The following is a 23599-nucleotide window of genomic DNA, read 5'->3' as shown; positions in this document are numbered from 1 at the left end:
CTTTAACATCTTATAAGAACCTATATCTTGGCTATAGCAAGAATCAACCAGACCAGTAGCCATCCACCACCTGTAAAAATGCTTAAAACAAGGTGAAGTGCCCATTGCTTGTAGCAACCACCTTCCTGACTTTTTGTGGTTTTTTCTTCTTTATTGGTATTTTCTACTGCTTGACCTGTAACCACATTGACTACTGTATGGGAATTAGAATTATTGCTAATGCCAGAGTTTGCTGGTTGTGGCTTGACTCCGAGAGTTTCATTACGAAGTGCAGAATACTCTTCAGCCGTTATTGCACCTTCTATCCTTAGTTGCTCAATTTCCTGGAGCTTCTCCTTTATACCTAAGCTTTTGCTTGAGTTACTTTCAACAGACGCAATTCCAAAGGATTGAAAATTAGTAAGATGGTCGTTTGAATCTTGGCGGGTCACTCTACTAATAGTATTTATTTGTGTTCCTTTCTCGCCCAACACAAAAGACTCACCCCAGTCCGGCGCATCTGAACCCATTTGCCTGCCATATACGTAGACCTTATCAATTCCAGATGGGTTGAGATTCAATAATCCTTTTTGAATAAAGGAGAAAGTCACTACTTTAGATGGTACCTGCTCTGATTCTAGAAGGATATACAGACCTGTAGATTTCAAATTGACCTTTGTTTGAATCCCCCTTGTATGAAGCTGACGGTGGATTAGTGCTTCAATAGCTTTAGGATTTCCCTGCTTAGCTAAAGTCAAGTTGGTAACTGTGCTGGTCATAGTTGATTTCTTCCAATATCAACAAATAAAAAGAGACGATTATTGCAAACCAGTGATGCCATATCCGAATCGCATAACCTCGATTCAAAACAGGAGGTTTGCGTAGGGGCAAACGGTGTTTGCCCAACTCAACCGGAGGTAGCCAAGCCAGATTCAGTATGAGCTAGAGTTGGAGCTTTGGCCCAAACTTCTAAGGGGGTTGTACCGAGGAGAGGGTATATGCATCGCCCTAGTCAAGCGCAAGGAGGCAAACACGTCATCACGCTGATAACCAAGCGATATAGTTTTCCTCTCTATCGTATAGAGTGCCCTCTTTGCAGATGGTGCGAACATAAATGGAGTTGATAAAGCTCCTTTGGAATGAGGAAACACTTGTTGAGTAAGAGACAGCCAATCTTGGGCTAATGCTTGTTTTTTTCAAACGCCTACAAAAAGCGCCCCGATGCACTGCATCGGGGCGCTTTACGTTAACTAACTAGTCCAACTTAGCCGAAGCGGCTGGAGGTCGAAGCTATCAGGAAGGCGGCGTAGGTGAGAATGTAACCCACGGTGAAGTGGGCCAGACCCACAACTCGACCCTGAATGATCGACATGGCAACGGGCTTGTCCTTCCAGCGAACCAGGTTAGCCAGGGGAGTGCGCTCGTGGGCCCAGACCAGAGTTTCGATCAGCTCTTGCCAGTAGCCCCGCCAGGAGATCAGGAACATGAAGCCAGTAGCCCAGACCAGGTGCCCAAAGAGGAACATCCAGGCCCAAACCGCGAGGTTATTCATGCCGTAGGGGTTGTAGCCGTTGATCAGCTGAGAGCTGTTGAGCCACAGGTAATCGCGGAGCCAGCCCATCAGGTAGTTGGAGGACTCGTTGAACTGGGCGACGTTGCCGCTCCAGATGCTCAGATGCTTCCAGTGCCAGTAGAAGGTAACCCAACCAATGGTGTTGAGCATCCAGAACATCGCCAGGTAGAAGGAATCCCACGCGGAGATGTCGCAGGTGCCGCCACGGCCAGGGCCGTCGCAGGGGAAGCTGTAGCCGAAGTCTTTTTTGTCGGGCATCAGCTTGGAGCCGCGAGCATCCAGGGCACCCTTGACCAGGATCAAGGTGGTGGTGTGCAGACCCAGGGCGATCGCGTGGTGAACCAGGAAATCGCCAGGACCAATGGTCAGAAACAGCGAGTTAGCGTTGCTGTTGATGGCCTCAAACCAGCCGGGCAGCCAGACGGCATTGGCGGTTTGGGTCACGCTGTCGGGGTTCGACAGCAGGGTATCGAAGCCATAGAGCACTTTACCCGAAGCGGCCTGCACCCACTGGGCAAACACGGGTTCGACCAGAATTTGCTTCTCGGGAGTGCCAAAGGCGACCACCACGTCGTTGTGGACGTACAGTCCCAGGGTGTGGAAGCCCAGGAACAGCGACACCCAGCTCAGGTGCGAGATAATCGCTTCCTTGTGCTGCAGAACGCGATCGAGGACGTTGTTTTTGTTGGCAACGGGGTCGTAGTCACGCACCAGGAAGATAGCGCCGTGGGCAAAGGCCCCCACCATGATGAAGCCAGCGATGTACTGGTGGTGGGTGTAGAGCGCCGCCTGGGTGGTGTAGTCCTTAGCCATGAAGGCATAGGGGGGCAGCGCGTACATGTGCTGCGCCACCAGGGAGGTGACCACGCCCAGGGAAGCCAGGGCCAGCGCCAGCTGGAAGTGGAGGGAGTTGTTCAGAGTGTCGTAAAGACCCTTGTGACCTTCACCGAGACCGCCAGCAGGGGGCTTGTGAGCATTCAGGATTTCCTTAATGCTGTGGCCAATCCCAAAGTTGGTGCGGTACATGTGCCCGGCGATGATGAAGATCACCGCGATCGCCAGGTGGTGGTGGGCCATATCCGTCAGCCAGAGGGACTCAGTCTGAGGATGGAAGCCACCCAGGAAGGTTAGAATCGCAGACCCAGACCCGGTCGCCGTACCGAAGATATGGCTAGAGGTGTCAGGGTTCTGGGCGTAGACCCCCCAATTACCCGTGAAGAAGGGCAGCAGACCCTCTGGGTGGGGCTTCATGGAGAGGAAGTTGTCCCAACCCACGTGGACACCGCGAGATTCGGGAATCGCCACGTGCACCAGGTGACCGGTCCAGGCCAGGGAGCTGACGCCGAACAGTCCAGCCAGGTGGTGGTTCAGGCGCGACTCAGCGTTCTTGAACCAGGACAGGCTGGGGCGGAACTTGGGCTGCAGGTGCAGCCAGCCGGCAAACAGGAAGATAGCCGACAGAATCAGCAGAAAGACCGCACCGCTGTACAGGTCGTTGTTGGTGCGCATACCGATGGTGTACCACCAGTGGTACACCCCGGAGAACGCCACGTTAACGGGGCTAGAAGACCCGGCCTGGGAGAAGGCATCTACCGCAGGCTGGCCAAAGTGAGGATCCCAGATCGCGTGGGCGATGGGCTTGATGTTGAGCGGATCTTTGATCCACTGCTCGAAGTTGCCTTGCCAGGCGACGTGGAACAGGTTGCCCGAAGTCCACAGAAAGATGATTGCCAGGTGGCCAAAGTGAGAGGCGAAGATCTTTTGGTAAAGATTCTCCTCCGTCATGCCGTCGTGGCTTTCAAAGTCGTGGGCGGTGGCAATCCCGTACCAGATCCGCCGTGTGGTCGGATCGGCAGCCAGGTCCTGGCTAAATTTAGGGAATTTAGTTGCCATGAATCAAAACGGATTTAGTACGACATTTGAGTCATGTGTGCGGTTGGTAGGGGCGGGGTCATCGGGACGAGGCAAGGTCCGTAGGGGCGCACCGCAGTGCGCCCTTACCAAACCCCGTACATGCCAGACACCCACCCCCAGGAGATTCCATGACGAGAAACCTAGCCCACCGCGATAATTCGAGCCAGGAAGAAGGCCCAGGTGGTGGCAATCCCCCCGAGGAGGTAGTGGGCCACACCCACAGCCCGACCCTGAGTGATGCTCAGCGCCCGAGGCTGGATGGCCGGAGCCACCTTCAGCTTGCTGTGCGCCCAGACGATGGACTCAATCAGCTCCTGCCAGTAGCCGCGACCACTGAACAGAAACATCAGACTGAAGGCCCAGACAAAGTGAGCGCCCAGGAACATCAGGCCGTAGGCCGACAGCGCCGACCCGTAGGAGCCAATCACCTGCGAGGCCTGCGCCCACAGGAAGTCGCGCAACCAGCCGTTGATGGTGATGGCACTGGCCGCAAAGTTGCCGCCCGTGATGTGGCTCACCGTGCCATCGGGGCTCACCGTCCCCCAGATGTCCGACTGCATCTTCCAGCTGAAGTGGAAAATCACAATCGATAGGGAGTTGTACATCCAGAACAGGCCGAGGAACACGTGGTCCCAACCCGATACCTGGCAGGTGCCGCCCCGACCGGGACCGTCGCAGGGGAACCGGAAGCCCAGTTCACCTTTGTCGGGAATCAGGCGAGAGCTGCGGGCGAACAGCACGCCCTTGAGCAGAATCAAGGCCGTCACGTGGATGGTGAAGGCATGGATGTGGTGCACCATGAAGTCGGCGGTGCCGAGGGCCATGGGCATCATCGCCACTTTGCCTGCGACAGCTACCCCAGCCCCACCGAAGACAGGGCTAACGCTAGCCAGCGCGTTGGGGGCGGTATTGCCTGCGGCGGCAGCGTGGAACCCTTGCACCCACTGGGCAAAGATCGGCTGCAGCTGAATGGCGGTATCCGAGAACATGTCCTGGGGACGGCCCAGGGCGCGCATGGTGTCGTTGTGGATGTACAGACCAAAGCTGTGGAAGCCGAGGAAAATACACACCCAGTTCAGATGCGAGATGATCGCATCGCGGGAGCGCAGCATCCGGTCGAGGGCGTTGTTTTGGTTCACCGCCGGGTCGTAGTCACGCACCATGAAGATGGCCGCGTGGGCACCAGCTCCCACAATCAGGAAGCCGCCAATCCACATGTGGTGGGTGAACAGCGACAGCTGGGTGGGATAATCCGTCGCGATGTACGGATAGGGCGGCATGGCGTACATGTGGTGCGCCACGATGATGGTCAAGGAACCGAGGATGGCCAGGTTGACGGCCAGCTGGGCGTGCCAGGAAGTGGTCAGGTTCTCGTACAGACCGTCGTGACCGCGCCCGCCGAAGAGTAGAGGATCGCCTTTGTGGCCCTCTAGAATCTCCTTCATGCTGTGGCCGATGCCCCAGTTGGTGCGGTACATGTGGCCCGCCACAATGAAGAGCACTGCCAGCGCCAGGTGGTGGTGGGCCGTATCCGACAGCCACAGGCCACCGGTCACAGGGTTCAAACCACCCTTGAAGGTGAGGAAGTCAGCGTATACGTTCCAGTTGAGGGTGAAGAAGGGTTTCAGCCCCTCCGCAAAGCTGGGGTACAGATCCGCCATCAAAGCTTTGTTAAGGATGAATTCGTGGGGCAGGGGAATGTCCTGCGGGGCCACGCCAGCATCCAGCATTTTGTTGACGGGGAGCGCCACGTGGATTTGGTGACCCGCCCAGCTCAGGCAGCCCAGACCGAGCAGGCCTGCCAGGTGGTGGTTCATCATCGATTCCACGTTCTGGAACCACTCCAGCTTGGGAGCGCGCTTGTGGTAGTGGAACCAGCCCGCAAACAGCATCAGAGCCGCCATTACCAGCGCCCCAATAGCGGTGCAGTAGAGCTGGAAGCCGTTGGTGAAGCCCGCAGCACGCCAGTACTGAAAGAGACCAGATGTAATTTGAATACCGTGGAAACCACCACCCACGTCGGCATTCAGGATCTCTTGACCGAAGATCGGCCAGACCACCTGAGCGCTGGGCTTGATGCCCGTGGGGTTGGTCATCCAGGCTTCGAAGTTTGAAAACTTAGCGCCATGGAAGTACATGCCGCTGAGCCAAATAAAGATGACGGCTAAGTGACCGAAGTGAGCGCTAAAGATTTTGCGCGAAATGTCTTCTAAATCACTGGTATGACTATCAAAATCGTGAGCGTCGGCGTGAAGGTTCCAAATCCAGGTGGTGGTTTTGGGCCCTTTAGCCAAAGTCCGGTCGAAGTGACCTGGCTTGCCCCACCTCTCAAAAGAAGTAGGTACCGGATCCTTATCAACGATGACTTTGGCTTTCGCCTCCCGCTCCCGCGGGGTAGTTGTCATGGAGACTCTCCTCTCTCTAGACAAAAGCAAATCGAGAATCAATCACCTTGGCTAGAACTGTACCTAAGGGCGCGATCGCCCACAGGTACAACCGATACTTAGGCGGTGATTACTCTTGAGCATTATAGTCTCGCGATTTGACCCTTTTTGACGGAGGTTAACAATAATTCAATCTGCGGAAGCCCTTGATCTACAGGGCTTCCAGAAATACTCTGATCGCAAAATTGATCTCTGAATTGGTGTTCTATTAACGAAACTCAATAAACGGCGGGGACTTTTTCTCTAAATTGGCGATCGCAAGCTCTTTTTGTTAATTAATGTTAATTGTTGGGGATCGATGCTTGATTTTTAGCGGGTTACAGACGCCTCGTCGTTCCCGAAATGGCGGCGTTTGACGCTGTAGCTGTGGAGGTAACCCCTCAAGCAGCATTGACGATGGCCGGTACGATTGACGCTTACCCCGGCTCCACTGCCGTCCATTCTTCCCGACCCAGACCGGCGGGGCGAGGATCGGGGCGGTAGGCGTGGTGGGCCTCACTTAGCCCAGAAAAACTACGGATAACCAGCTTGCCCTATGACCCCTAAGCCTGAGGTGGCGATCGCAATTCTCTATCAGGGCGATCGCTTTTTGCTCCAACTGCGCGACGACCTGGAGTCCATTGCCTGGCCGGGGCACTGGGCCTTCTTTGGCGGCCACATCGAACCCGATGAGGATCCCGATACGGCGGTCTACCGCGAACTGCTGGAGGAGATTGGCTATGCCGCCCCACGGCTGGAGCGGTTTACGCGATCGGAATCTGAGACCGTGGTGCGCCACGTGTACCACGGGCCGCTGGTGATGCCGGTAGAGCGCCTGGTGCTGACAGAGGGCCTGGACTTGGCGCTGTGGAGCGTGGAGGATATTCATCGGGGTCGACGCTACTCGGCACGCGCCCAGGAAGAGCGCCCGATTGGGCCACCGCACCAGCAACTTTTGCTCTCTTTTCTGGAGCACCGTAGGATAGAACAGGCTATCTAACCAAGCGTGCCGTCTGCTGCTGTCCTATGGCTGAATCCTCCGAACAGCTCCAGCTTTTTCCCGCTGACCCGGGGGCGCTGCCCGACTACCGAATTCGAGAGAGCGTTCGCGCCCGCCATGTCTCCATCAAGCTACACCTCGATGGTCAGATCGAGGTCGTCGTTCCCAGCGGCTTTGACCACAGCCAGGTGCCGGAACTGCTGCACCGCCGCCGGGACTGGCTGTGGCGATCGCGCCAGCGGCTGGCTCACCAAACCGCCACCCTGGCCGAAGCCCACTTTGAGGACAAACCAGGGCAAATTGAGCTGCGATCGCGCCACCAGACCTGGCAGGTTCACTACCAGCCCTTCCCCTCGCGCACCCTGGCCATGACCCAGAGCGCACCCCAAACCCTGCTGCTGCGCGGCCCGGTCGAAGATAGCGCCGCCTGCAGCGAACTGCTGCGCCAGTGGCTGAGCCGCAAAGCCCGAGCCGAGTTTGCCCCCTGGTTGCGCGAGCTAAGTTTTGTGGTCAACCTGCCCTTTAGCCGGGTTTCCATCCGGGGCCAAAAGACCCGTTGGGCCAGCTGTTCCTCCAACAAAAATATCAGCCTCAATTACAAGCTGCTGTTTTTGCCGCCGGAGTTGGTGCACTACGTCTTTGTCCACGAGCTGTGCCACACGGTGCATATGAACCATTCCGCCGCGTTTTGGAAACTGGTAGAGGAAAAGCAGCCCAATCACCAGCAGTACCGCGATGAAATTCGCAACGGCTGGCAGTACGTGCCCCGCTGGGTAGAAGACTGAGAAGTTTTTAAGGAAATAGGCTGTTTCAGGGAGCAGAATCCCTAGGCTGACCAAGGTGGTCGGCTAGAAGCCAAATCTGCTGCTGGGGCCATTTCGCTGGCCCTAGCCTCCCGTCGAGAAGGGCGTTCCGCCACCCTTCACCTCCCCTATCTCACCTACCCATCCACCCGCACACCCATCCACTCCCCACCATGTCCCTTCACTCTCTCCAGACTCCCCACAGCGGCTACCACTGGGACGGTCAAACCAACCGATTCTTTGAGGGCTGGTACTTCCGCGTCACGCTGCCGGAAACTGGCCAGACCTTTGCCTTCATGTACTCCATTGAGGACCTCGCAGGCGGGCGTCCCCACAGCGGCGGCACGGCCCAAATTTTGGGCCCCGACGACGGCTACTTTTGCCGCACCTTCCCCGATCCATCGCTGTTTTGGGCCTGGCCGGAGGGGCTGGGGTTGGGGCACTGGCGCACGCTCAAGGCTGCGGCTACTGGCCGCACCCCTGGATACCCAGCCCAACCGGCCCCCCGCCTGCTTTCCGCCTCAGAATTTGAGGCCTACGTGACCGAGGGCTACCAGGTCACGGCCACCTGGCACCAGGGGCAGCTCGAGGATCCGGTGGCCGGACGGGTGGCCTGGCAGTACCACACCGCCCCCGTCTATGGCTGGGGGCGCCCCGACCAGCCTCAGCAGTCTACTGCCGGATTTCTCTCTAGCCTGCCCATTTTTGAGCCGGGCTGGCAAATTCTAATGGCCCACGGCCACTCGACCGGGTGGATCGAGTGGCAGGGGAAACGGTACGAGTTCACCAATGCTCCGGCCTACAGCGAGAAGAACTGGGGCCGGGCATTTCCCAAAAAGTGGTTTTGGCTAAACTGCAATGCCTTTGACGGGATGGCCGACTTTGCCCTGACCGCCGGGGGGGGACGCCGTCAGGTGCTGGGCTGGATGGAGTCGGTAGCCATGGTGGGGGTTCACCACCGCGGCCAGTTTTATGAGTTCGTTCCCTGGAATGCGCGAGTCACCTGGCACATCGACCCGTGGGGCTACTGGCACATGCGCGGCGAGCGCCCAGACTACGTGGTGGAGGTCATCGGCACCACCCCCCTACCGGGCATCTTGCTGCGGGCTCCCACCCACCAGGGCATGGTCTACTGCTGCCGCGATACCGCCCTGGGTCAGGTCAGCGTCCGGTTGTGGCGGCGGCGGGGAGACAAGCTGGAGCCGATCGCGGCGGCGAGCAGCACCCAGGCGGGGCTGGAAGTGGGCGGCCGCCCCTGGAATCAGCCCTGGATCAAGTCGTGAGGCCAGTCCCTTTACCAGGGCAACCCTTCGCCGTTGGAATGCCAGAAGGTGCCGGTGTTTTCTAAATTGAGCGCATCGATGCGGGCCAGCAGTCCCTCCACCGACTCGGCGGGAGTAATGCCGCTGTTGGTAAAGCCTGTCATGCGGGTTTGCACCAGCCCTGGATGCAAGATGGCCACGGCAATGCCCCTGGGTTTAAGGTCGTGGGCCAAAGACTTGCCCGCCATCGACAGCGCCACCTTCGACATGCGGTAGCCGTAGGAACCGCCGGAGGTGTTGTCGGCGATCGAGCCCATGCGGCTGGTCATCAGGCCGACCTTTGCACCCGGGGACAGGTTGGGCAACAACGCCTGGGTAACCCGCAGCGGGCCGATCGCGTTGACCTCAAACTGCTGCCGAATGCTGTCGAAGTCCAGATCTTCCAGAGTGACGCGGTGCAGAATCCCCGCATTGTTGATCAAAACATCGATTGCCATCCCACTTAGCCGCTGGGCCAGGTCGCTCACCGAGGCAGCATCGGTGATGTTTACCCCGGTTTCGACCTGGATGCCCAGCTTTTTTAGCTCGCTGGAGGGCTGACGGCAGACCGCGATCGCGCAATCGCCCCGCCGCTGGATCTGCCGACAGTATTCGTAACCAATGCCGCGGTTGGCTCCGGTAATCAGGTAGGTACCCATAGCGTCAGTTTAGAGGGTCAGTTTAGGGACAAGCCTCTCTAAGATAGGCCCTCTGAGGGTTTCGACGGGAGTCTAGTTGGCTGTCCCTTCCGCTGGGGCAGGTTGAGCCTGGTTGGTGGCGGGCTCAGGTTGGGCGGGGGCGGGAGCCGGGGTATTCAGTTCGACATTTACCTCCGGCGTTTGCACGGGAGCCGGGGACGGGATCACTTCCTGGGTCCGCTCAATTGTGCGCTCAATAATCGTAGTCTCGTTGGTAGCTGGTTCGGGGCTGGTCGCTTCAGGGGTAGGGGTGACGGCTCCTGGGTTCGTCTCTTCGCTGTAGACGTAGATGAGACCGCCAATCACAGCCGCCAAAGCCGCCAGGGCCAGGCCCAAAATCAAGCCAGCAGACACACCGTTATCGGATCGCAGGCGGGCATTTTCTTCATAGATTCTGGCTTCTGTGGCCCGTCGCCGCTCTTGCTCTAGCTGCTCCGCCGACTTGCCCCGCACGTAACCATTGCGGTAGGCAACTTCATCGTTGGTCACGGGTCGAGTGTTAATGGATGATTCAAAGTCGCGACTGCGGATATCGTCGGTTTTTCGATTGCGAGTAGACATCGTTATTATCCTCCCAAAGTTGGGCCAAGGTCGGGCCAAGGTTGAGCGCGTTGGAGAGTTATTAGGGCAAAATGGCCCGCTCTCATCCGTACTGCTCAGTTTTGCTAACCATAGCAGCGCCGGATAGCGCTATCTCTCTATCCCCGTGGAGAAGTACAGGGAGGAGATAGCACTTCGGCGCGTCCGTCTTTGGGAGGGGATCGAGGAACCTGAGTCTATTCATCCACGGTTGTAGCCCGGTGGCGATCGCCCCCTACTGGCCCTGGGTGACGTTGTAGATCTGGTAGCGCTCTTCGATCAGGCGATCGACATCTTCGGCGGCCAACCGTTTGACGTAGTTGAGCTTAAACTCCTCCAGAAAATTCACCACCAGGGCTTCCAGTTCTTCAATGTTTTCGTTCTCCCTGAGCTGGAGTTTAAAGGTCTCCGCCAGCTTGTCAATCAGCGCCTGGGTTTTCTCGCCCCCGGTCTCATTTTCAAGCGATCCCCTAACCATGCCGTAGACATTGGCTGAAAGCTGGGCCACCACCAGTTGGGCCACCTGGTCGGGCAATCCGCCAATCCCGGGAAGCTGCCGAAACCCCTGGTAGCCGGGGGCGCGATCAAAGGCCTGGGTGACGGTGTGCTTGAGCAGGTCATCGAGTTCGGGTTTGACCTGGGGCAGCACGTTGTAGACCGTCAGGGCCGCCAATCGCTGGGCCAGCACTTCAAGGTCATTCATGCCGCTGACATCGATGTAGCGACGGCTCTCCGCGGGCTCCAGCAGCCGCTGGGTGAGGCTGCCGTCGCGCACCAGGGCCTGCATCTGGTCGATGATCCGCAGCACCACAATTTCGGTAATTTCCACCGCCACCTGACTGATCACAAACCGGCTGATGCTATTTTGAACCGGGTCCAGGTCGATCAGGTTGGACTGGTTGATGCGAATGGTGACCGGGATCAGCCGCGATAGGGCCAGCCAGGGCAGGCGCAGGGCGCTGAAGGGCACAATTAGCAGCAGGTCGTACCAGCGCCAGAGCACCGCATCGCGCCAGGTGAAGTTTTTGTAGCGGCGATCGAGGTAGATGCTGCGGGCCAATAGCTCCAGGGCAAACAGCAGGTTAAACCAGATATCGATGCGCCAGAACTGATCGACAAAGCCGCCGTGAACCGCAGTATGGCGAAAGAAATTGGTGTTGATCAATGGGCGGATTTCGCGGTTGAAAAAGGCAATTTCTGCCGGAAAGCCCGCCGCGCTGAGGTGGCCCACGCTCCAGAACTCGACAAAAGAGTCGGTAGCCGAGTCGTTGTCCATGCGCTCGCGCAGACTGTTCTTAATCCGCTCCAGGTTGCCCGAGCGATTGGCCAGTTGAAAGGGATTCTCGCTGATCATGGCCGCACTCTGCTGCTGCAAGTCGGCCAAAATTGCCTGGGCTGCTGGCGACGTCAACCCGGTCTCTGACACCTGGCGCTCCAGGTCGTCGACCGTAGCCAGGTAGTTGGCCGTAAACCGGTGGGGCTCAATACCTTTGAAGCTCTCGCCGTACCAGGTGGTGATTCCAGGTAAAAATCGCAGGTATAGATCCCGCAGGGGAATGTAGCTGAGATCGCCAATCACCAGAGCCAGGTTCAGCAGGGCTGCGATCGCCATCAGCCGCTCAAACCACAGCGATTTCACGCGGCGGGCATCGTACTTAGAAAATTCGCGGCCGTTGGCCGACCGGCGCGACGATCGACGAGGGCGAGATAGGGCAGCCATAGGCGGGGGCTTAAGAAGATTCCACTGCAACAATGCCTGGTATTCGGCGTTTTGTCATCCTTACCAGGCCTACCCTGCCCAGATTCGCTACCATTTTAGTTAATGTATGTTTACGAAACCGTCACCCAAGCTCTATGGCCACTGCTGCTACCGCTCAAGCGACTCGCCCTACCCCGGAAGGCACCTACTGGTACTGGCGCGACCAGGCCATCCACCACGTCGTCGCGGGGGAATCGCGGGATGACCGCCCCCCCCTGCTGCTGGTTCACGGCTTTGGGGCCTCCACTGACCACTGGCGCAAAAACATTCAGGGCCTCCAGGCTGACTTCCAGGTATGGGCGATCGATCTGCTGGGCTTTGGGCGATCGGCCAAGCCCGACTGGCACTACAGCGGCGACCTGTGGCAGGCCCAGCTCCACGAGTTCATCACCGAGGTGATCGGTCGTCCGGTGGTGCTGGCGGGCAACTCCCTCGGCGGCTACGCCTCCCTGTGCGTGGCTGCCAACCACCCCGAGTCCGCCGCCGGGCTGGTGCTGCTCAACAGCGCCGGGCCCTTCTCCACCCCGGCCCAAACCCCACCGCCGCCCCCCAACCCGATCGCAAAAGCAATCCAATCCCTGATGCTGCAACCGCTGCCCAGTTGGCTGCTGTTTCAGTACGTGCGCCAGCCCGCCATCATCCGCCGCACCCTCCGGCAGGTCTACCTGGACAAAACCGCCATTACCGACCAGCTGGTGGAAGACATTCGCCGCCCCGCCCTCGACCCCGGTGCCCCCAGGGTATTTGCCTCGGTGTTCAAGTCCCGCCAGGGCGAAAAGGTGGACGAACTTCTGAAAAAGCTCTCCTGTCCTTTATTGATGCTCTGGGGCGAGGGCGACCCCTGGATGAACTGTCGGGACAAAGGGGCCCAGTTTCGCCAGCACTACCCAGACTTGACCGAGCACTACCTCCAGGCGGGCCACTGCCCCCACGATGAGGTGCCCGACCAGGTCAACAGCCTGCTGCGTGATTGGGTGCTGACAAACCTGACTCAATAGCGGCAGGGCGTTGCATTGCTACGCCCCTACCAGATATCGGTTTTGAACCGGAGTTTGGTGAGTCGGACTTGCTCTTAGGTGTTTAGCCAAGAGAGTCCCGATAGTCGTTGAGCAACGCTAGCACTTGGGTCAGCTTGCGCTGGTTTTCCGCCGATGGGTCAGCCAGGTAGCTCAGGAGTGCAAGATCTCGTTCAACTTCGACTGCAGCTCGGCGAGACGCCTGTTCTTCTGCCGCAAGTCTTTGTTGCTCTTCCTCAAGTCGGCGTTGTGCTTCTTCAGCCAGGCGGTTTGCTTCTCGGTTTCGACCGTCCCACTCAATGCAGAAATTACTAATCGCAGCCACGAGGGCCGCCACAGTGAGTCGGTTGCTCCAGGTTCTGGGGTTGGCGATGAGGCCGAGAAGGGTGAAGTCTTGCTCATTGTAGAACCGCAGAAAGGCAATGCTGATCAGGAGTACCGTCACCGTGGTGGCCGGAATCAGCGATAGGAAGTTGAGCCACGGAGTCATTCAGGTCTAGGTCTAGCTTAGCGGATAGGAGCGGCGCACTGCTCTTCTCTATAAAGAATGCCCCGATGGTAATTACTCCACCAGGGCATCGACAGTCTAGGGTCTTGGCCTCAAGTAACCCGGCTAGGGTACCTCGACCACGGCGGTAGACTTAATATTTTGACCATTGTGGGTAAGCGCAGCGTGGTCGTTGGCATTGAGGCTGACGGTCAACTCGTGCCGCCCGCTGGGGAGGCTGGGCAGGTGTAGCCAGGGGCCGTAGACCCGCGAGTGGTATTCCCCATTGATGTAGAGGTGGCCATGGCCCGCGCCTGGCTGGTTGGCCTGGTTGACCGCTTCGGGGGCAAAGCGAAAGTTGGTGGTCTGGATTTCTACGTTCCACCCCCGCACCGGGTCGGGATGCACCATTAGCGTCACCGTTGGCACGGGCTGACCCGCCGGAATTTCCAGAGTGCTGTGGCCGTGGTGGCCGTGGGGGGAGTGTCCCTGCCCTTCGCTGTGGCCGTGGCCTTCGCTCTGATCATGGGCGGCTTGGCCGTGGCCAGGGTCGGCGGGGGTGGGGGAAGGGGCACCACCTAGAACCAGGGCCAGGGTGAGTAGAGCCAGGGCGGGTTTGGCCACCGCCGTTTGAATCGTTGCCGTGGAAACAGTTGAACGTTGCATGGTGTATCGGTCAGGTCAGTAAATAAACAGCTTGGTGAAAAAAACAGCTAGGCCCAGGTGGGTTGAGCCTAGCCCCAGGGCCTAGCCCAGCTGGGTGCTGGGGGTTTGCCACTCATGGAGCAGGGTGAGGATGTAGTGGTGCAGGTGGGGGTGTCCCTGGGCCTGGGCGCAGGCGGCGGCCTGACGCAGATCGGCCAGGCTGCCGGTGCGATCGCCCAGGGACTGCCGCATTACTCCCCGCTTCAGGTAGGTGCGGGCGTGGTCGGGCTCCAGGGCCAGCACCTGATTCAGATCGGCCAGGGCCTCGTTGAGGCGGCCCAGTTGGTGGCAGGCGCAGCCGTGGTTGTACAGCGCCCGCGTATCGTGGCCATTGATGGCCAGGGCCTGGTCAAAGTCGCCCAGGGCCGCCTGGGGCTGGGCGGCCATCAGCTTCGCCAGACCTCGATCGTCGTAGATGTCGCCCAGGGCGTCGGGATCGGAGGCCAGGGCAGCCGCCTGGTCAAAATCGGCGATCGCCCTTTGGAAATCGTGCAGGGCCACCCGCACGAGTCCCCGGTTGTAGAAGGCCCGGTAGTCCTTGGGATGGGCCGCCAAGACCTGGGTGTTGTCCACCAGCGCCTGGGCATACTGGCCTGTGCGATAGAGGGCTAAGCCCCGGTTGAGGCGGTAGTCGGCAGCGGCGGCATCGAGCTGGAGAGCCTGGGAGCAGAGGGCGATCGCCTCCTCGTAGCGCTCCTGCTGCACAGCTATGAAACAGCGATCGCCGGGGGCGATGGGCGCAGACAGTGCCTCTGCCTGGGCCAATCCTGGCCAGCCCAGGCTGAGCAGCAGCCCCAAACAGCCCGCTATCAGTCGGGAAATACCCATAAGTTCGACCTCTGGCCATCAGCCCTAACGACAAAAAACCCCGCTTGCAGAGGTGTTTACGGCAAGCAGGGCGGGGGCACTGGAGATAAAAAACTGACCCTACCAACCCTGCTCAGCCTGGCTGAGCACGTAGGCGGCGACATCGGCAATGTCCTCGTCGCTCAGCCGCCCCTTGAAGGCAGGCATGGCATTTTTGCCGTTGGTCACCTGGGTGGTAATCGCCTCGATCGAGGCCATGTCATATTTCTCTAGGTCGGCCTGTTTCAGAGTTTTGGCCCCATTTACCACGTTGCCGCCGCCAATGTGGCAGGCCGCGCAGTTGTTGCCAAAAATTTGGCCGCCGTGGGCCAGATCAGCCGCCTGGGCCGCCGGTGCCATCCAGAGGGCGACGCCAATCAGCACCGCCGCCAGGGTGAAAGCAAGTTTTCTCATTACCGTTCACAGTCCAAAATCCTCTCTGGCAAAATTCTCCGGGTAAGGGCCATTTCGATCAAAAGACAGTCCGTCAACTATTGCGAACTGTAACGCGATCGCCTGGGCAGACCTCTCCCCATCCCCTAAACTGGGGCTTATTGCCCAGTCCTGCTCCCTTCGCCAGCGCCGCTATGGCTCCCCTGCCCCGTCACCGACCCCATCAGCTCTCCCTCGGCCCGCTGGAGACCGAAATTCTGGCCATCATCTGGGCCAGGGGCGGGGCCACGGTCAAAGCTATTCACGACCACATTCTGGCCGACCCCGATCGCGACCTCACCCAGGCATCGATCACCACGGTGCTCCAGCGGCTGGCCAAAAAGGGCTGGCTGCGGCGGGAAACCATTCGCCAGGAGAAGACCCGTCGCCTCTACCGCTGGCAGCCCACGGTGACCCAACAGGAGGCCCAGGCGCTGACCGCCCACCAGCAACTCCAGAGTTTTTTGGCGGTGGGCAGCCCCGACATTGTGGCCGCCTTTGCCGACAGCCTCGACGTGGCCGAGCTAGAGCAACTGGATGCGATCGCCGATCGGCTGCGCGCCCTGCGTGAAGCCAGGCAGGAGGAAACCTGATGCACAGCAGCCTGATAGTGCTGACGATTTTACTGGCGGTGGTATGGCGGTGGCTGGGGGAAAGTTCGGCTGGGCGATCGCCCGATGCCCCCTGGCAGGATCGCTGGGAGTCTACCCTGAGGGCCTTTTGCCTGCCGCCGCTGACCGTGTTGCTGGTGGCCAGTGCGGTGCTCTCCATGGGCCACCACGGCACCATGCTGGGCTGGTCGGTCAGCCCGGTGGGGTGCTGGGTCAGCCTGGGGGTGCTGTGCTGGTTTAGCGGCGTTCTGGTCTACTCCCTGGGGCGCGCCCTGGTGGCCCACGGACGCCTGCGCCGTTACCCCACCATTGCCCTGCCCCAGGGCGGGGTTGCCCGCTGCGTGCCAGGGGCGGTGCCCATGGCCGCCCAGGTGGGGCTGTGGCGATCGTCCCTGCTCGTCAGCCAGGGCTGGCTCGACCACCTCACTCCCGCTGAGCAGCGGGCTATGCTCGCCCACGAACAGGCCCACGCCGACTTTCACGACCCGCTGTGGTTTTTTGGGCTGGGGCTGCTACGGCGCTTTGGCTGCTGGCTCCCCCACACCACAGCCCTGTGGGACGATCTGCTGCTGCTGCGGGAAATGCGGGCCGACCAACAGGCGGCAACCACCAGCGACCCCCTGGTATTGGCCGAGCTGCTGGTGAAACTGGCCCGCCAGATCACCCTGGCGCTACAGCCTCCAGCCCTGGGGACGGGCATCGACTGCTTTGCCGCGTTTAATGAATCCCTGTCGGTTAGTCGGCTAGAGCAACGGGTCAATGCGCTGCTCACCCCAGCCCCTGAAGCTGATCCCCAGGCTCCAGGGTTCAGGCATCTGGCCTGGCTGGCGGCGGCGGTGCTGCCCCTGGCCACCACCTGGCTCCACACCTAGCCCGTCATCCCTTCCGTTGCCAGTTTAGAAGTTGAGCTGGGCCTGGAGCGCCGGGATGTCTTCCCTGAGAAACACGACCATCCGACCCAGGTAGGCGGTGCCAGCGCGATCGTAGGCAATCTCCTGCCAGTAGGCGAAGCGATCGCCCTCGCGCACTTCCCCCCGCAGCACCACATTTTGCCCGGGCACTGGCCTAGCGCCTCGGGCCGGGTAGCGGGTCAGCACCGCTGCCTGGCGGTAGTCGTTGAAAATTTCCTGGCCGTAGATCGCCCGCAGGGATTCATCGAGGCGATCGCCCGTAATGGGGTTGGCATGGTCAACGATGCTAAACCGCTCGGTGCGGATCAGGCGGCGATCGACTTCGGAGTTGACACCACTGACGGGGAACACCGAGGCCTGAAAGGTAAACCGCTGTCCAGGGGCAACCAGACGGTTAATCGCCAGGCGTTCCCTGGGGGAGGGCCGCAGGGTGGGGTTGTTGCGAATCCAGGTTTCAGTCAGGGTCACAGTTTGCCCAGGGACGGCCCAGGCCGGAGAGCTGGCTAGGGCTAAGGCAATCAACACCCCACCAAAACTGCGACAACACCATTTCATCGGCACTACCTCCTAGGAACCCGTGTTCGATGATAGCAACTGTAGCGATCGGCGACTCACATAGGTTCACTTCACTGGGCCACTTCTTTGGGAATCACTGCCCGTGAGCCCTACGCTAAGGTGTCGCGGTACTCTCTCAGCAAGACCATGACCTGAGCGAGGCGGCTGCGGTTTTCGGGGGAGGGATCGAGCAAATAGCTCAAGAACGCAAGATTTCGTTCAATTTCGACTGTAGCTCGGCGAGCCGCCTGTTCTTCTCCCGCAGCTCTTCGAGCTCTTTCTCGTCGCTCTTCCTCAACTCTTCGCTGCTCTTCCTCAACTCTTCGCTGCTCTTCCTCAACTCTTCGCTGCTCTTCCTCCGCTCTTCGTTGTACTTCCTCAGCTCGGCGTTGCTCTTCCTCAGCTCTTCGTTGTACCTCCTCAGCTCGGCGTTGTGCTTCTTCAGCCAGGCGGTCTGTTTCTCGATTTCGACGGTCCCACTCAATGCCGAAATTAGCCACCGCAGCCGCGAGGGCCGCCACAGTGAGTCGGTTGCTCCAGATTCTGGGGTTGGCGATGAGGCCGAGGAAGGTGAAGTCTTGCTCATTGTAAAACCGCAGAAAGGCAATGCTGATCAGCAGCAGGGTGACTGTTGTCGCTGGGATTAACGATAAAAAGTTGAGCCACGGAGTCATACGTGGATGTCTTTAGCTTAGCGGATCGATGGGAAGGAACATTCTCTACACAAAACAGAATGCCCCAATGGAAAGAACTCCATCGAGGCACTTTGCTGTTGACAAAGGATTAAAGGCCCAGCCGAGGCTGGCGGTGGGCGGTGCCCACCCTACGGATTAATACTCGGGCACAGAAGCATCCACTTCCTTGCTCCAGGCGGTGATGCCGCCTTTAACGTTGGTGCCCTCGATACCGTGCTGCTTGAGAATGCCCAGGGCCTTAGCCGATCGCCCGCCCATTTTGCAGTGCACAATCAGCCGGTGGCCATTGACCAGGCTTTTCACTTTGTCGACGCCGTCACCGTTTTCAATGTCGGGCAGGGGCACCAGCACCGAACCGGGAATGCGGGCGATCTCATACTCGTTGGGGTTGCGCACGTCGAGCAGCAGCACGTTGTCGTCGCCGCCATCGAGCACTTGCTTGAGTTCGGTCACGCTCATTTCGGCCAGACCGGCTTTCTCTTTTTCCTCTTCCATACGCGCCTGGGGAATCCCGCAAAACTCTTCGTAGTCGATCAGCTTGTCGATCACCGGACGTACCGGGTTGGGGCGCAGTTTCAGCTCTCGGAAGGTCATGTCCAGGGCGTTGTAGAGCAGCAGGCGACCACTGAGGGTCTTGCCCGCGCCCAAAATTACCTTGATGGTCTCATTGGCCTGAATCACGCCGATGATGCCTGGCAGCACGCCCAGCACACCGCCTTCGGCGCAGGAGGGAACTAGCCCCGGCGGCGGCGGTTCGGGGTAGAGGTCGCGGTAGTTGGGGCCTTCCTGGTAGTTAAACACCGTCGCTTGCCCCTCAAAGCGGAAGATGGAGCCGTAGACGTTGGGCTTACCCAGCAGTACGCAGGCATCGTTGACCAGATAGCGGGTGGGGAAGTTGTCGGTGCCGTCTACCACAACGTCGTAGGGTTCAAAGATGCCTAGAGCATTCTCGGCGCTGAGGCGAGTTTCGTAGAGGTCTACCTGGCAGTGGGGGTTGATCTCCAAAATGCGGCTCTTGGCGGACTCAATTTTGGGCTTGCCCACCCAGGACTCGCTGTGGATGACCTGGCGGTGCAGGTTGGACTGATCGACTACATCAAAATCGACGATGCCGATGCGGCCAATGCCCGCGGCAGCTAAGTACAGCAGCAGCGGCGAACCCAGCCCCCCGGTGCCCACACAGAGCACGCTGGCGGCCTTGAGTTTTTTCTGCCCATCAAGGCCCACCTCCGGCAGAATGATGTGGCGGGAGTAGCGCTCGTACTCCTCTTTGGTGAGCTGAATATCGTCCAGGTTTGGGTTGAGCATGGCCTCGGCGGAGAAACTGTGGCGGTTAAACACAAAAAACGGCCTGGGGCACGACCGTTTTTCACATCATTTCAGCTTAGGACAAGAATGGGGCTTTGTTTGCAGATGGTTCAATCATTTTCACAGCCTCGGGCTGAAACTGGCTGTGTTCGTCAAGTCGCCAGCTGTTTAGAGCGGCAACCCGACCCTGCACCACCGAGACTATGACGTAGGAATAGACGGGCCAGGCCAGGGCGCGATCGCACTCCGAAGGCACCGCCGGGTGGTCAGGATGGGAGTGATAGATGCCGATAATCTCCAACCCCTGCTGCCGCGCCTGCCGCTGCACCGCCAGCAGATCGGCGGGGTCGATCCAGTAGCGATCGCGCTGGCTGTGGGCCTGCCCTTCAGCTTCGCCATCAGTGTAATCCTGCCGTGAACTATCCCAGGCGTTGGCCACCGGCACGACGGCGGTCACCGTGCGATCGGTTTCATCAGTAGGGTCTTCGGCGGCCAGCACCCGGTGACCGACCAGTAGCCCGCAGGCTTCGCGGGGGTAGCCAGCGACAACGGCCTGGGCGATCGCCCGCCAGTGTTCCGGGTCAAGCTGAAGGGCCATAGTTCGTCAGCGCTAATGGATGAGCGCCCCTAGAACCCAACACCAGGGTTAGCAGGGCTATCCAGGTTACTAATCGCGCGCTCCAGGCGGGCCAGGGCGCGGTTGTAGTTGAGCACGGCGGTGACCAGATTGCCCTCGGCCTCCGCCAGTTCCCGGGTGGCAGTCAACACGTCGAGTTGGGTACCCACACCGGCATTGAATCGCAGGTTGGCCAGCTCCAGCGCCTCCTCCGCCTGAGCGACGGCCACCGTCGCCGTGTCGATATTGGCCTGGTTCGCCACCAGCGTGTAGTAGGCCTCTTCCACCTGCACGCGAATGTCGTTGCGGGCGCTTTCAAACTCCGATTCGTCGACCTGAATGTCAAGTTCGTTTTGGGCCGCCCTGGCTCGGGCGCCGCCGCCGTCAAACAGCCGCCAGCTCAGCTGTGCGCCTAGGGAAAACCCGTCATTCAGTCCGGAAGCCGCCCCTACCGACGAGCCCAGCACGCTCTGGACCCCATACTGACCGAAGACCCCCAGGCGTGGCCGCAGAGCAGCCAGGCTGATCTGACGCTGGGCATCGTTGAACTCTCGCTCCACCAAAAATTGCTCTAGCTCAGCCCGATTTTGAAACGCCAGCACAATGCTCTCCTCCAGAGAGAGCGGCCAGGCGCCGACAATATTGACGGCCAGGGTGGTGAGGTCGATTGAAGCAGGCACATTGAGCCGTCGGGCCAGCTGCCGCTGGGCAATCTGCCGCTGGCTGGTGGCCTGGGTCAGGGTTTGGCGAGCGTTGGCCACCTGCACCTCGGCCCGCAACACATCGAAGCGGGTACCCACCCCGACCTCCTCGCGCAGCTGGCTATCGCCCAGGTTGCGCTCAGCCTCAACCAAAAACGCCTGATTGATGCGAATTTGCTCGATAGCCTCCTGCACCGCGTAGTAATCGTTAATGGTGTTGAGCCGCAAATCCTCGCGGGTTTGCTCCACCTGCAGCTCAAACAGCCGTACCTGTCGCTCGGCGGCGGCAATCCGGGCCGATCGCTCCCCCGAGATACCCAGATCGTAGTCAGTTCTGAGGCTGGCCGAGCCGGTCGTAGTGGTGACGTCGCCCCCGGTCTGTCCGGGGCCACCTCCAGCAGACTGGTTCGTGGTTTGCAGACCGCCACTGAGATCGACGGTGGGATACAGTAGCGCCTGTTCAGCCCGCAGGCCCGCTTGACTCCGCTCCAGCTGCAGTAGTGCGATGCGCAGTTGCTCACTGTTGCGGTAAGCCAGTTCAATGGCGGTTTCCAACGACAGGGGCTGAGTTCCCAGGATCTCCACCTCCTCGGGGCGAGTCGGAACCAGCAGCGGGTTGGGGGCAGGGGTCAGGTAGGGGGGCGGGGTTTCAAAACCCTGGTCAGTCGGTCGGTCCGACTGGGGCAATGGCAGACCAGGGCGCCTCGCCGCCGGTCGGCCACCGCCACCACCATCGACCTCCAGGGGCACGGCCTCCTCACCAGGCTCTAGCCCCTCCCCCCCTGGCAGCACCGCAGGAGCATCCAGCGAGCTCGGATCTGGACTTCCTGACGTTTCGGCCTCAACCTGGGCGATCGCCGCTCCATCCTCTGTTTCGGTCGGGGTTTCCGGGGCGGCCAACCCCACAGCGCACCAGCCAGATAGCGTCATGCCCAGGCCCAGGGGTACCAGACAGCGTCGATAGGAGTAAAGCATAGGCACCATGGACTATCCGTAGCGAAAATGAACCACCAACCGGGAAAATCAATTTTTCTGCCTCAGCTTTTTAGCATATCGGCATCGGGAACACTTGAGTCCCCCGCAGCCAATTCCGCCCTTAGAGAGAGCCACATTTAGGCCCCAGGGTAGAAGGGTCGACCGCAAAATTTTCTCGACCATAGCTTAGCAAACTAAACGGTTTAGTACAATCACGAGGGGGCCCAATAGCCTGCGGCGGGCTGTAAATCAGTGAATTGGTGAGCGGGCAGATCTCCGCAACAGGCCCTGACCAGAGCATCGGTGTCATCCACGGGCAGCACCGGACAGTTTAGCTGCTGGCTGAGGGTGGCGACGCTTGTGTCGTCCAAAAACAGCGTGTCGCCAGGGTCGCCCGAGTCGCTGGGTTTGAGCATCACGGTGGGCAGCAGCAGGGCATCCCCCAGGGAGCGCTGCCGCAACCCCAGCAGCAGATCGTGGCCGGTGAGCAATCCGGTGACGGTCATCTCGCGGCCCCAGTAGTCGCTGGCCAGGGCCGCCAGGTGCACGGTCAGGCCCTGTACCTGGTTGAGGCGATCGACAATCGGCTGAAAGGCGTGCTCAACCGCATTGCCCACGACCCAGGTGAGGGTGCGGGGCGGGCTCACGGCCTCGGGCAAAAAGTCGGCAGCCGACTGCTCAAAGGCCTTGAGAAACTGGCGAATTGACCCCACCCCGTTACCCAGTTGGGGATAGTCTTCGTAGTGGCTCTCGGCGGGCACCGATCGCTGGGCGATCAGGAACCACTCGTCGGCCAGCCAGGCAAAATTGGTACCGAACTGCTGCCGCCACTCGCTCTGTAGCGCCTGCACCTGGTCGATGACCTGCCGGGCTTGGGCCTGGGTGACGGGGGTCAACTCGTCGTCCTGGGGGCGAAATCGGGTAAGGCCAACGGGCACTACCGCGGCCGAAATCACCGCCGGGGTGTCTCCCTGGTGGAATTTGGCCAGATCCCGCAGGGTGGTGTCCAGGTGAACGCCGTCGTTAATGCCGGGGCAAACCACTACCTGGGCGTGAATTTGCAGCCGCTGGTCCTGAAACCAGGTGAGCTGATCGAGAATTTGGCCCGCCCTGGGGTTTTTCAGCAGGCGCGATCGCACCGCTGCCTCCGTCGCATGCACCGACACATACAGGGGCGACAGCCGCAGCTGCGCAATCCGGTCCCACTCCTGGGGCAGCAGGTTCGTGAGGGTAAGATAGCTGCCGTAGAGAAAGCTGAGCCGGTAGTCGTCGTCCTTGAGGTAGAGGGTGCCCCGTTTGCCGGTGGGCTGCTGATCGATAAAGCAGAAGGGGCAGGCGTTGTTACACTGCATCAGCCCGTCGAACAGGGCGGTTTCAAACTCCAGGCCCAGGTCCTCGTCGATCTCTTTTTCTATTTCAATCCGGTGGGTTCTGCCCCGGCCATCGAGCACCTCCAGGGCCAGTTCCTCATCGGCGCAGAGAAAGCGGTAGTCGATCAGGTCGCGGGGTTTCTGGCCATTGATGGCCACCAGGGCATCCCCCGGTTCAAAGCCTATCTCTTCAGCGATGGAGTCGGGCAGCACGGCGGTGATGCGGGCGGGACGAATGGCCTGGGTGCCCATGGAAGTAACGGTTGGAAATCTGCTTCTCTATATTAGGAGGTGTCGGAGGATTGGGTATCGGGGTTCGGGTATCGGGAGGATACCAATTGT

At 59.7% G+C, this 23599-nt stretch carries 22 protein-coding genes; 6 read left to right on the top strand and 16 right to left on the bottom strand.

From position 1 onward, the window contains the following. Window positions 1–20: 20 nt before the first annotated feature. From NF78_RS31045 to psaA, 3 genes are all read right to left on the bottom strand, one after another. A complete protein-coding gene (locus NF78_RS31045) occupies window positions 21–758 on the bottom strand; it encodes a hypothetical protein (RefSeq protein ID WP_156119715.1) in 738 nt (245 codons plus the stop codon). A gap of 485 nt (window positions 759–1243) precedes the next feature. Beyond that, complete coding sequence (gene psaB / locus NF78_RS09655) at window positions 1244–3445, bottom strand: photosystem I core protein PsaB (protein ID WP_035985931.1); 2202 nt, start codon at window positions 3443–3445, stop codon at window positions 1244–1246. Between the two features lie 161 nt (window positions 3446–3606). After that, window positions 3607–5871, bottom strand: coding sequence for a photosystem I core protein PsaA (gene psaA / locus NF78_RS09650; RefSeq protein ID WP_035985929.1), 2265 nt, complete (start codon window positions 5869–5871; stop codon window positions 3607–3609). 574 nt (window positions 5872–6445) lie between these two features. Here psaA and NF78_RS09645 point away from each other — a divergent pair. From NF78_RS09645 to NF78_RS09635, 3 genes are all read left to right on the top strand, one after another. Continuing rightward, window positions 6446–6889, top strand: coding sequence for an NUDIX hydrolase (locus tag NF78_RS09645; protein ID WP_035985928.1), 444 nt, complete (start codon window positions 6446–6448; stop codon window positions 6887–6889). Window positions 6890–6915: 26 nt separating this feature from the next. Then, entirely contained in the window at window positions 6916–7674 is a 759-nt protein-coding gene (locus NF78_RS09640; RefSeq protein ID WP_035985927.1) for a M48 family metallopeptidase, read from the top strand. A gap of 191 nt (window positions 7675–7865) precedes the next feature. Further along, on the top strand, window positions 7866–8975 hold the full coding sequence (locus tag NF78_RS09635) for a tocopherol cyclase family protein (protein ID WP_035985926.1): 1110 nt from the start codon (window positions 7866–7868) through the stop codon (window positions 8973–8975). An 11-nt stretch (window positions 8976–8986) separates the two neighbouring features. Here NF78_RS09635 and NF78_RS09630 read toward each other — a convergent pair whose 3' ends face one another. From NF78_RS09630 to NF78_RS09620, 3 genes are all read right to left on the bottom strand, one after another. After that, window positions 8987–9652: an SDR family oxidoreductase gene (locus NF78_RS09630; RefSeq protein ID WP_035985925.1), complete on the bottom strand. Its 666-nt coding sequence runs from the start codon at window positions 9650–9652 to the stop codon at window positions 8987–8989. Between the two features lie 72 nt (window positions 9653–9724). Further along, a complete protein-coding gene (locus tag NF78_RS09625) occupies window positions 9725–10252 on the bottom strand; it encodes a hypothetical protein (protein WP_035985924.1) in 528 nt (175 codons plus the stop codon). 253 nt (window positions 10253–10505) lie between these two features. Then, on the bottom strand, window positions 10506–11990 hold the full coding sequence (locus NF78_RS09620; RefSeq protein ID WP_052050047.1) for a hypothetical protein: 1485 nt from the start codon (window positions 11988–11990) through the stop codon (window positions 10506–10508). A 134-nt stretch (window positions 11991–12124) separates the two neighbouring features. On the opposite strand from NF78_RS09620, the gene NF78_RS09615 reads away from it, so the two are divergent. After that, on the top strand, window positions 12125–13027 hold the full coding sequence (locus NF78_RS09615) for an alpha/beta fold hydrolase (RefSeq protein ID WP_035985923.1): 903 nt from the start codon (window positions 12125–12127) through the stop codon (window positions 13025–13027). An 82-nt stretch (window positions 13028–13109) separates the two neighbouring features. On the opposite strand, the gene NF78_RS09610 is transcribed toward NF78_RS09615, so the two are convergent. The 4 genes from NF78_RS09610 to petJ all read right to left on the bottom strand — a co-directional run bounded on the left by NF78_RS09610 (window position 13110) and on the right by petJ (window position 15497). Then, window positions 13110–13535: a hypothetical protein gene (locus NF78_RS09610; protein WP_052050045.1), complete on the bottom strand. Its 426-nt coding sequence runs from the start codon at window positions 13533–13535 to the stop codon at window positions 13110–13112. A gap of 123 nt (window positions 13536–13658) precedes the next feature. Beyond that, window positions 13659–14198, bottom strand: coding sequence for a hypothetical protein (locus tag NF78_RS31810; RefSeq protein ID WP_035985922.1), 540 nt, complete (start codon window positions 14196–14198; stop codon window positions 13659–13661). Between the two features lie 81 nt (window positions 14199–14279). Continuing rightward, window positions 14280–15065, bottom strand: coding sequence for a tetratricopeptide repeat protein (locus tag NF78_RS09600; protein WP_052050043.1), 786 nt, complete (start codon window positions 15063–15065; stop codon window positions 14280–14282). A 99-nt stretch (window positions 15066–15164) separates the two neighbouring features. Continuing rightward, on the bottom strand, window positions 15165–15497 hold the full coding sequence (petJ, locus tag NF78_RS09595; RefSeq protein ID WP_035985921.1) for a cytochrome c6 PetJ: 333 nt from the start codon (window positions 15495–15497) through the stop codon (window positions 15165–15167). Window positions 15498–15637: 140 nt separating this feature from the next. On the opposite strand from petJ, the gene NF78_RS09590 reads away from it, so the two are divergent. Then, on the top strand, window positions 15638–16108 hold the full coding sequence (locus NF78_RS09590; RefSeq protein ID WP_318655459.1) for a BlaI/MecI/CopY family transcriptional regulator: 471 nt from the start codon (window positions 15638–15640) through the stop codon (window positions 16106–16108). Beyond that, on the top strand, window positions 16108–16998 hold the full coding sequence (locus NF78_RS09585; protein WP_035985919.1) for a M56 family metallopeptidase: 891 nt from the start codon (window positions 16108–16110) through the stop codon (window positions 16996–16998). The genes NF78_RS09590 and NF78_RS09585 overlap by 1 nt, the downstream gene beginning before the upstream one ends. Before the next feature lie 24 nt (window positions 16999–17022). Here NF78_RS09585 and NF78_RS09580 read toward each other — a convergent pair whose 3' ends face one another. From NF78_RS09580 to NF78_RS09555, 6 genes are all read right to left on the bottom strand, one after another. Then, window positions 17023–17592, bottom strand: coding sequence for a hypothetical protein (locus NF78_RS09580; protein ID WP_035985918.1), 570 nt, complete (start codon window positions 17590–17592; stop codon window positions 17023–17025). 199 nt (window positions 17593–17791) lie between these two features. Continuing rightward, window positions 17792–18076, bottom strand: coding sequence for a hypothetical protein (locus NF78_RS29300; protein WP_035985917.1), 285 nt, complete (start codon window positions 18074–18076; stop codon window positions 17792–17794). A gap of 346 nt (window positions 18077–18422) precedes the next feature. Further along, on the bottom strand, window positions 18423–19595 hold the full coding sequence (gene moeB / locus NF78_RS09570) for a molybdopterin-synthase adenylyltransferase MoeB (RefSeq protein ID WP_035989251.1): 1173 nt from the start codon (window positions 19593–19595) through the stop codon (window positions 18423–18425). Between the two features lie 76 nt (window positions 19596–19671). Next, window positions 19672–20193, bottom strand: a complete 522-nt coding sequence (locus tag NF78_RS09565) for a M67 family metallopeptidase (RefSeq protein WP_035985916.1) — start codon at window positions 20191–20193, stop codon at window positions 19672–19674. 29 nt (window positions 20194–20222) lie between these two features. Beyond that, window positions 20223–21896, bottom strand: coding sequence for a TolC family protein (locus NF78_RS09560; RefSeq protein WP_081972566.1), 1674 nt, complete (start codon window positions 21894–21896; stop codon window positions 20223–20225). 203 nt (window positions 21897–22099) lie between these two features. Then, on the bottom strand, window positions 22100–23509 hold the full coding sequence (locus tag NF78_RS09555; protein ID WP_035985915.1) for a TIGR03279 family radical SAM protein: 1410 nt from the start codon (window positions 23507–23509) through the stop codon (window positions 22100–22102). Window positions 23510–23599: the final 90 nt, after the last annotated feature.

The sequence above is a fragment of the Leptolyngbya sp. KIOST-1 genome, from assembly GCF_000763385.1.
In the GTDB taxonomy this organism is placed as follows: Bacteria; Cyanobacteriota; Cyanobacteriia; order Phormidesmidales; family Phormidesmidaceae; genus Nodosilinea.
This window is presented reverse-complemented; position numbering and strand designations above follow the sequence as displayed.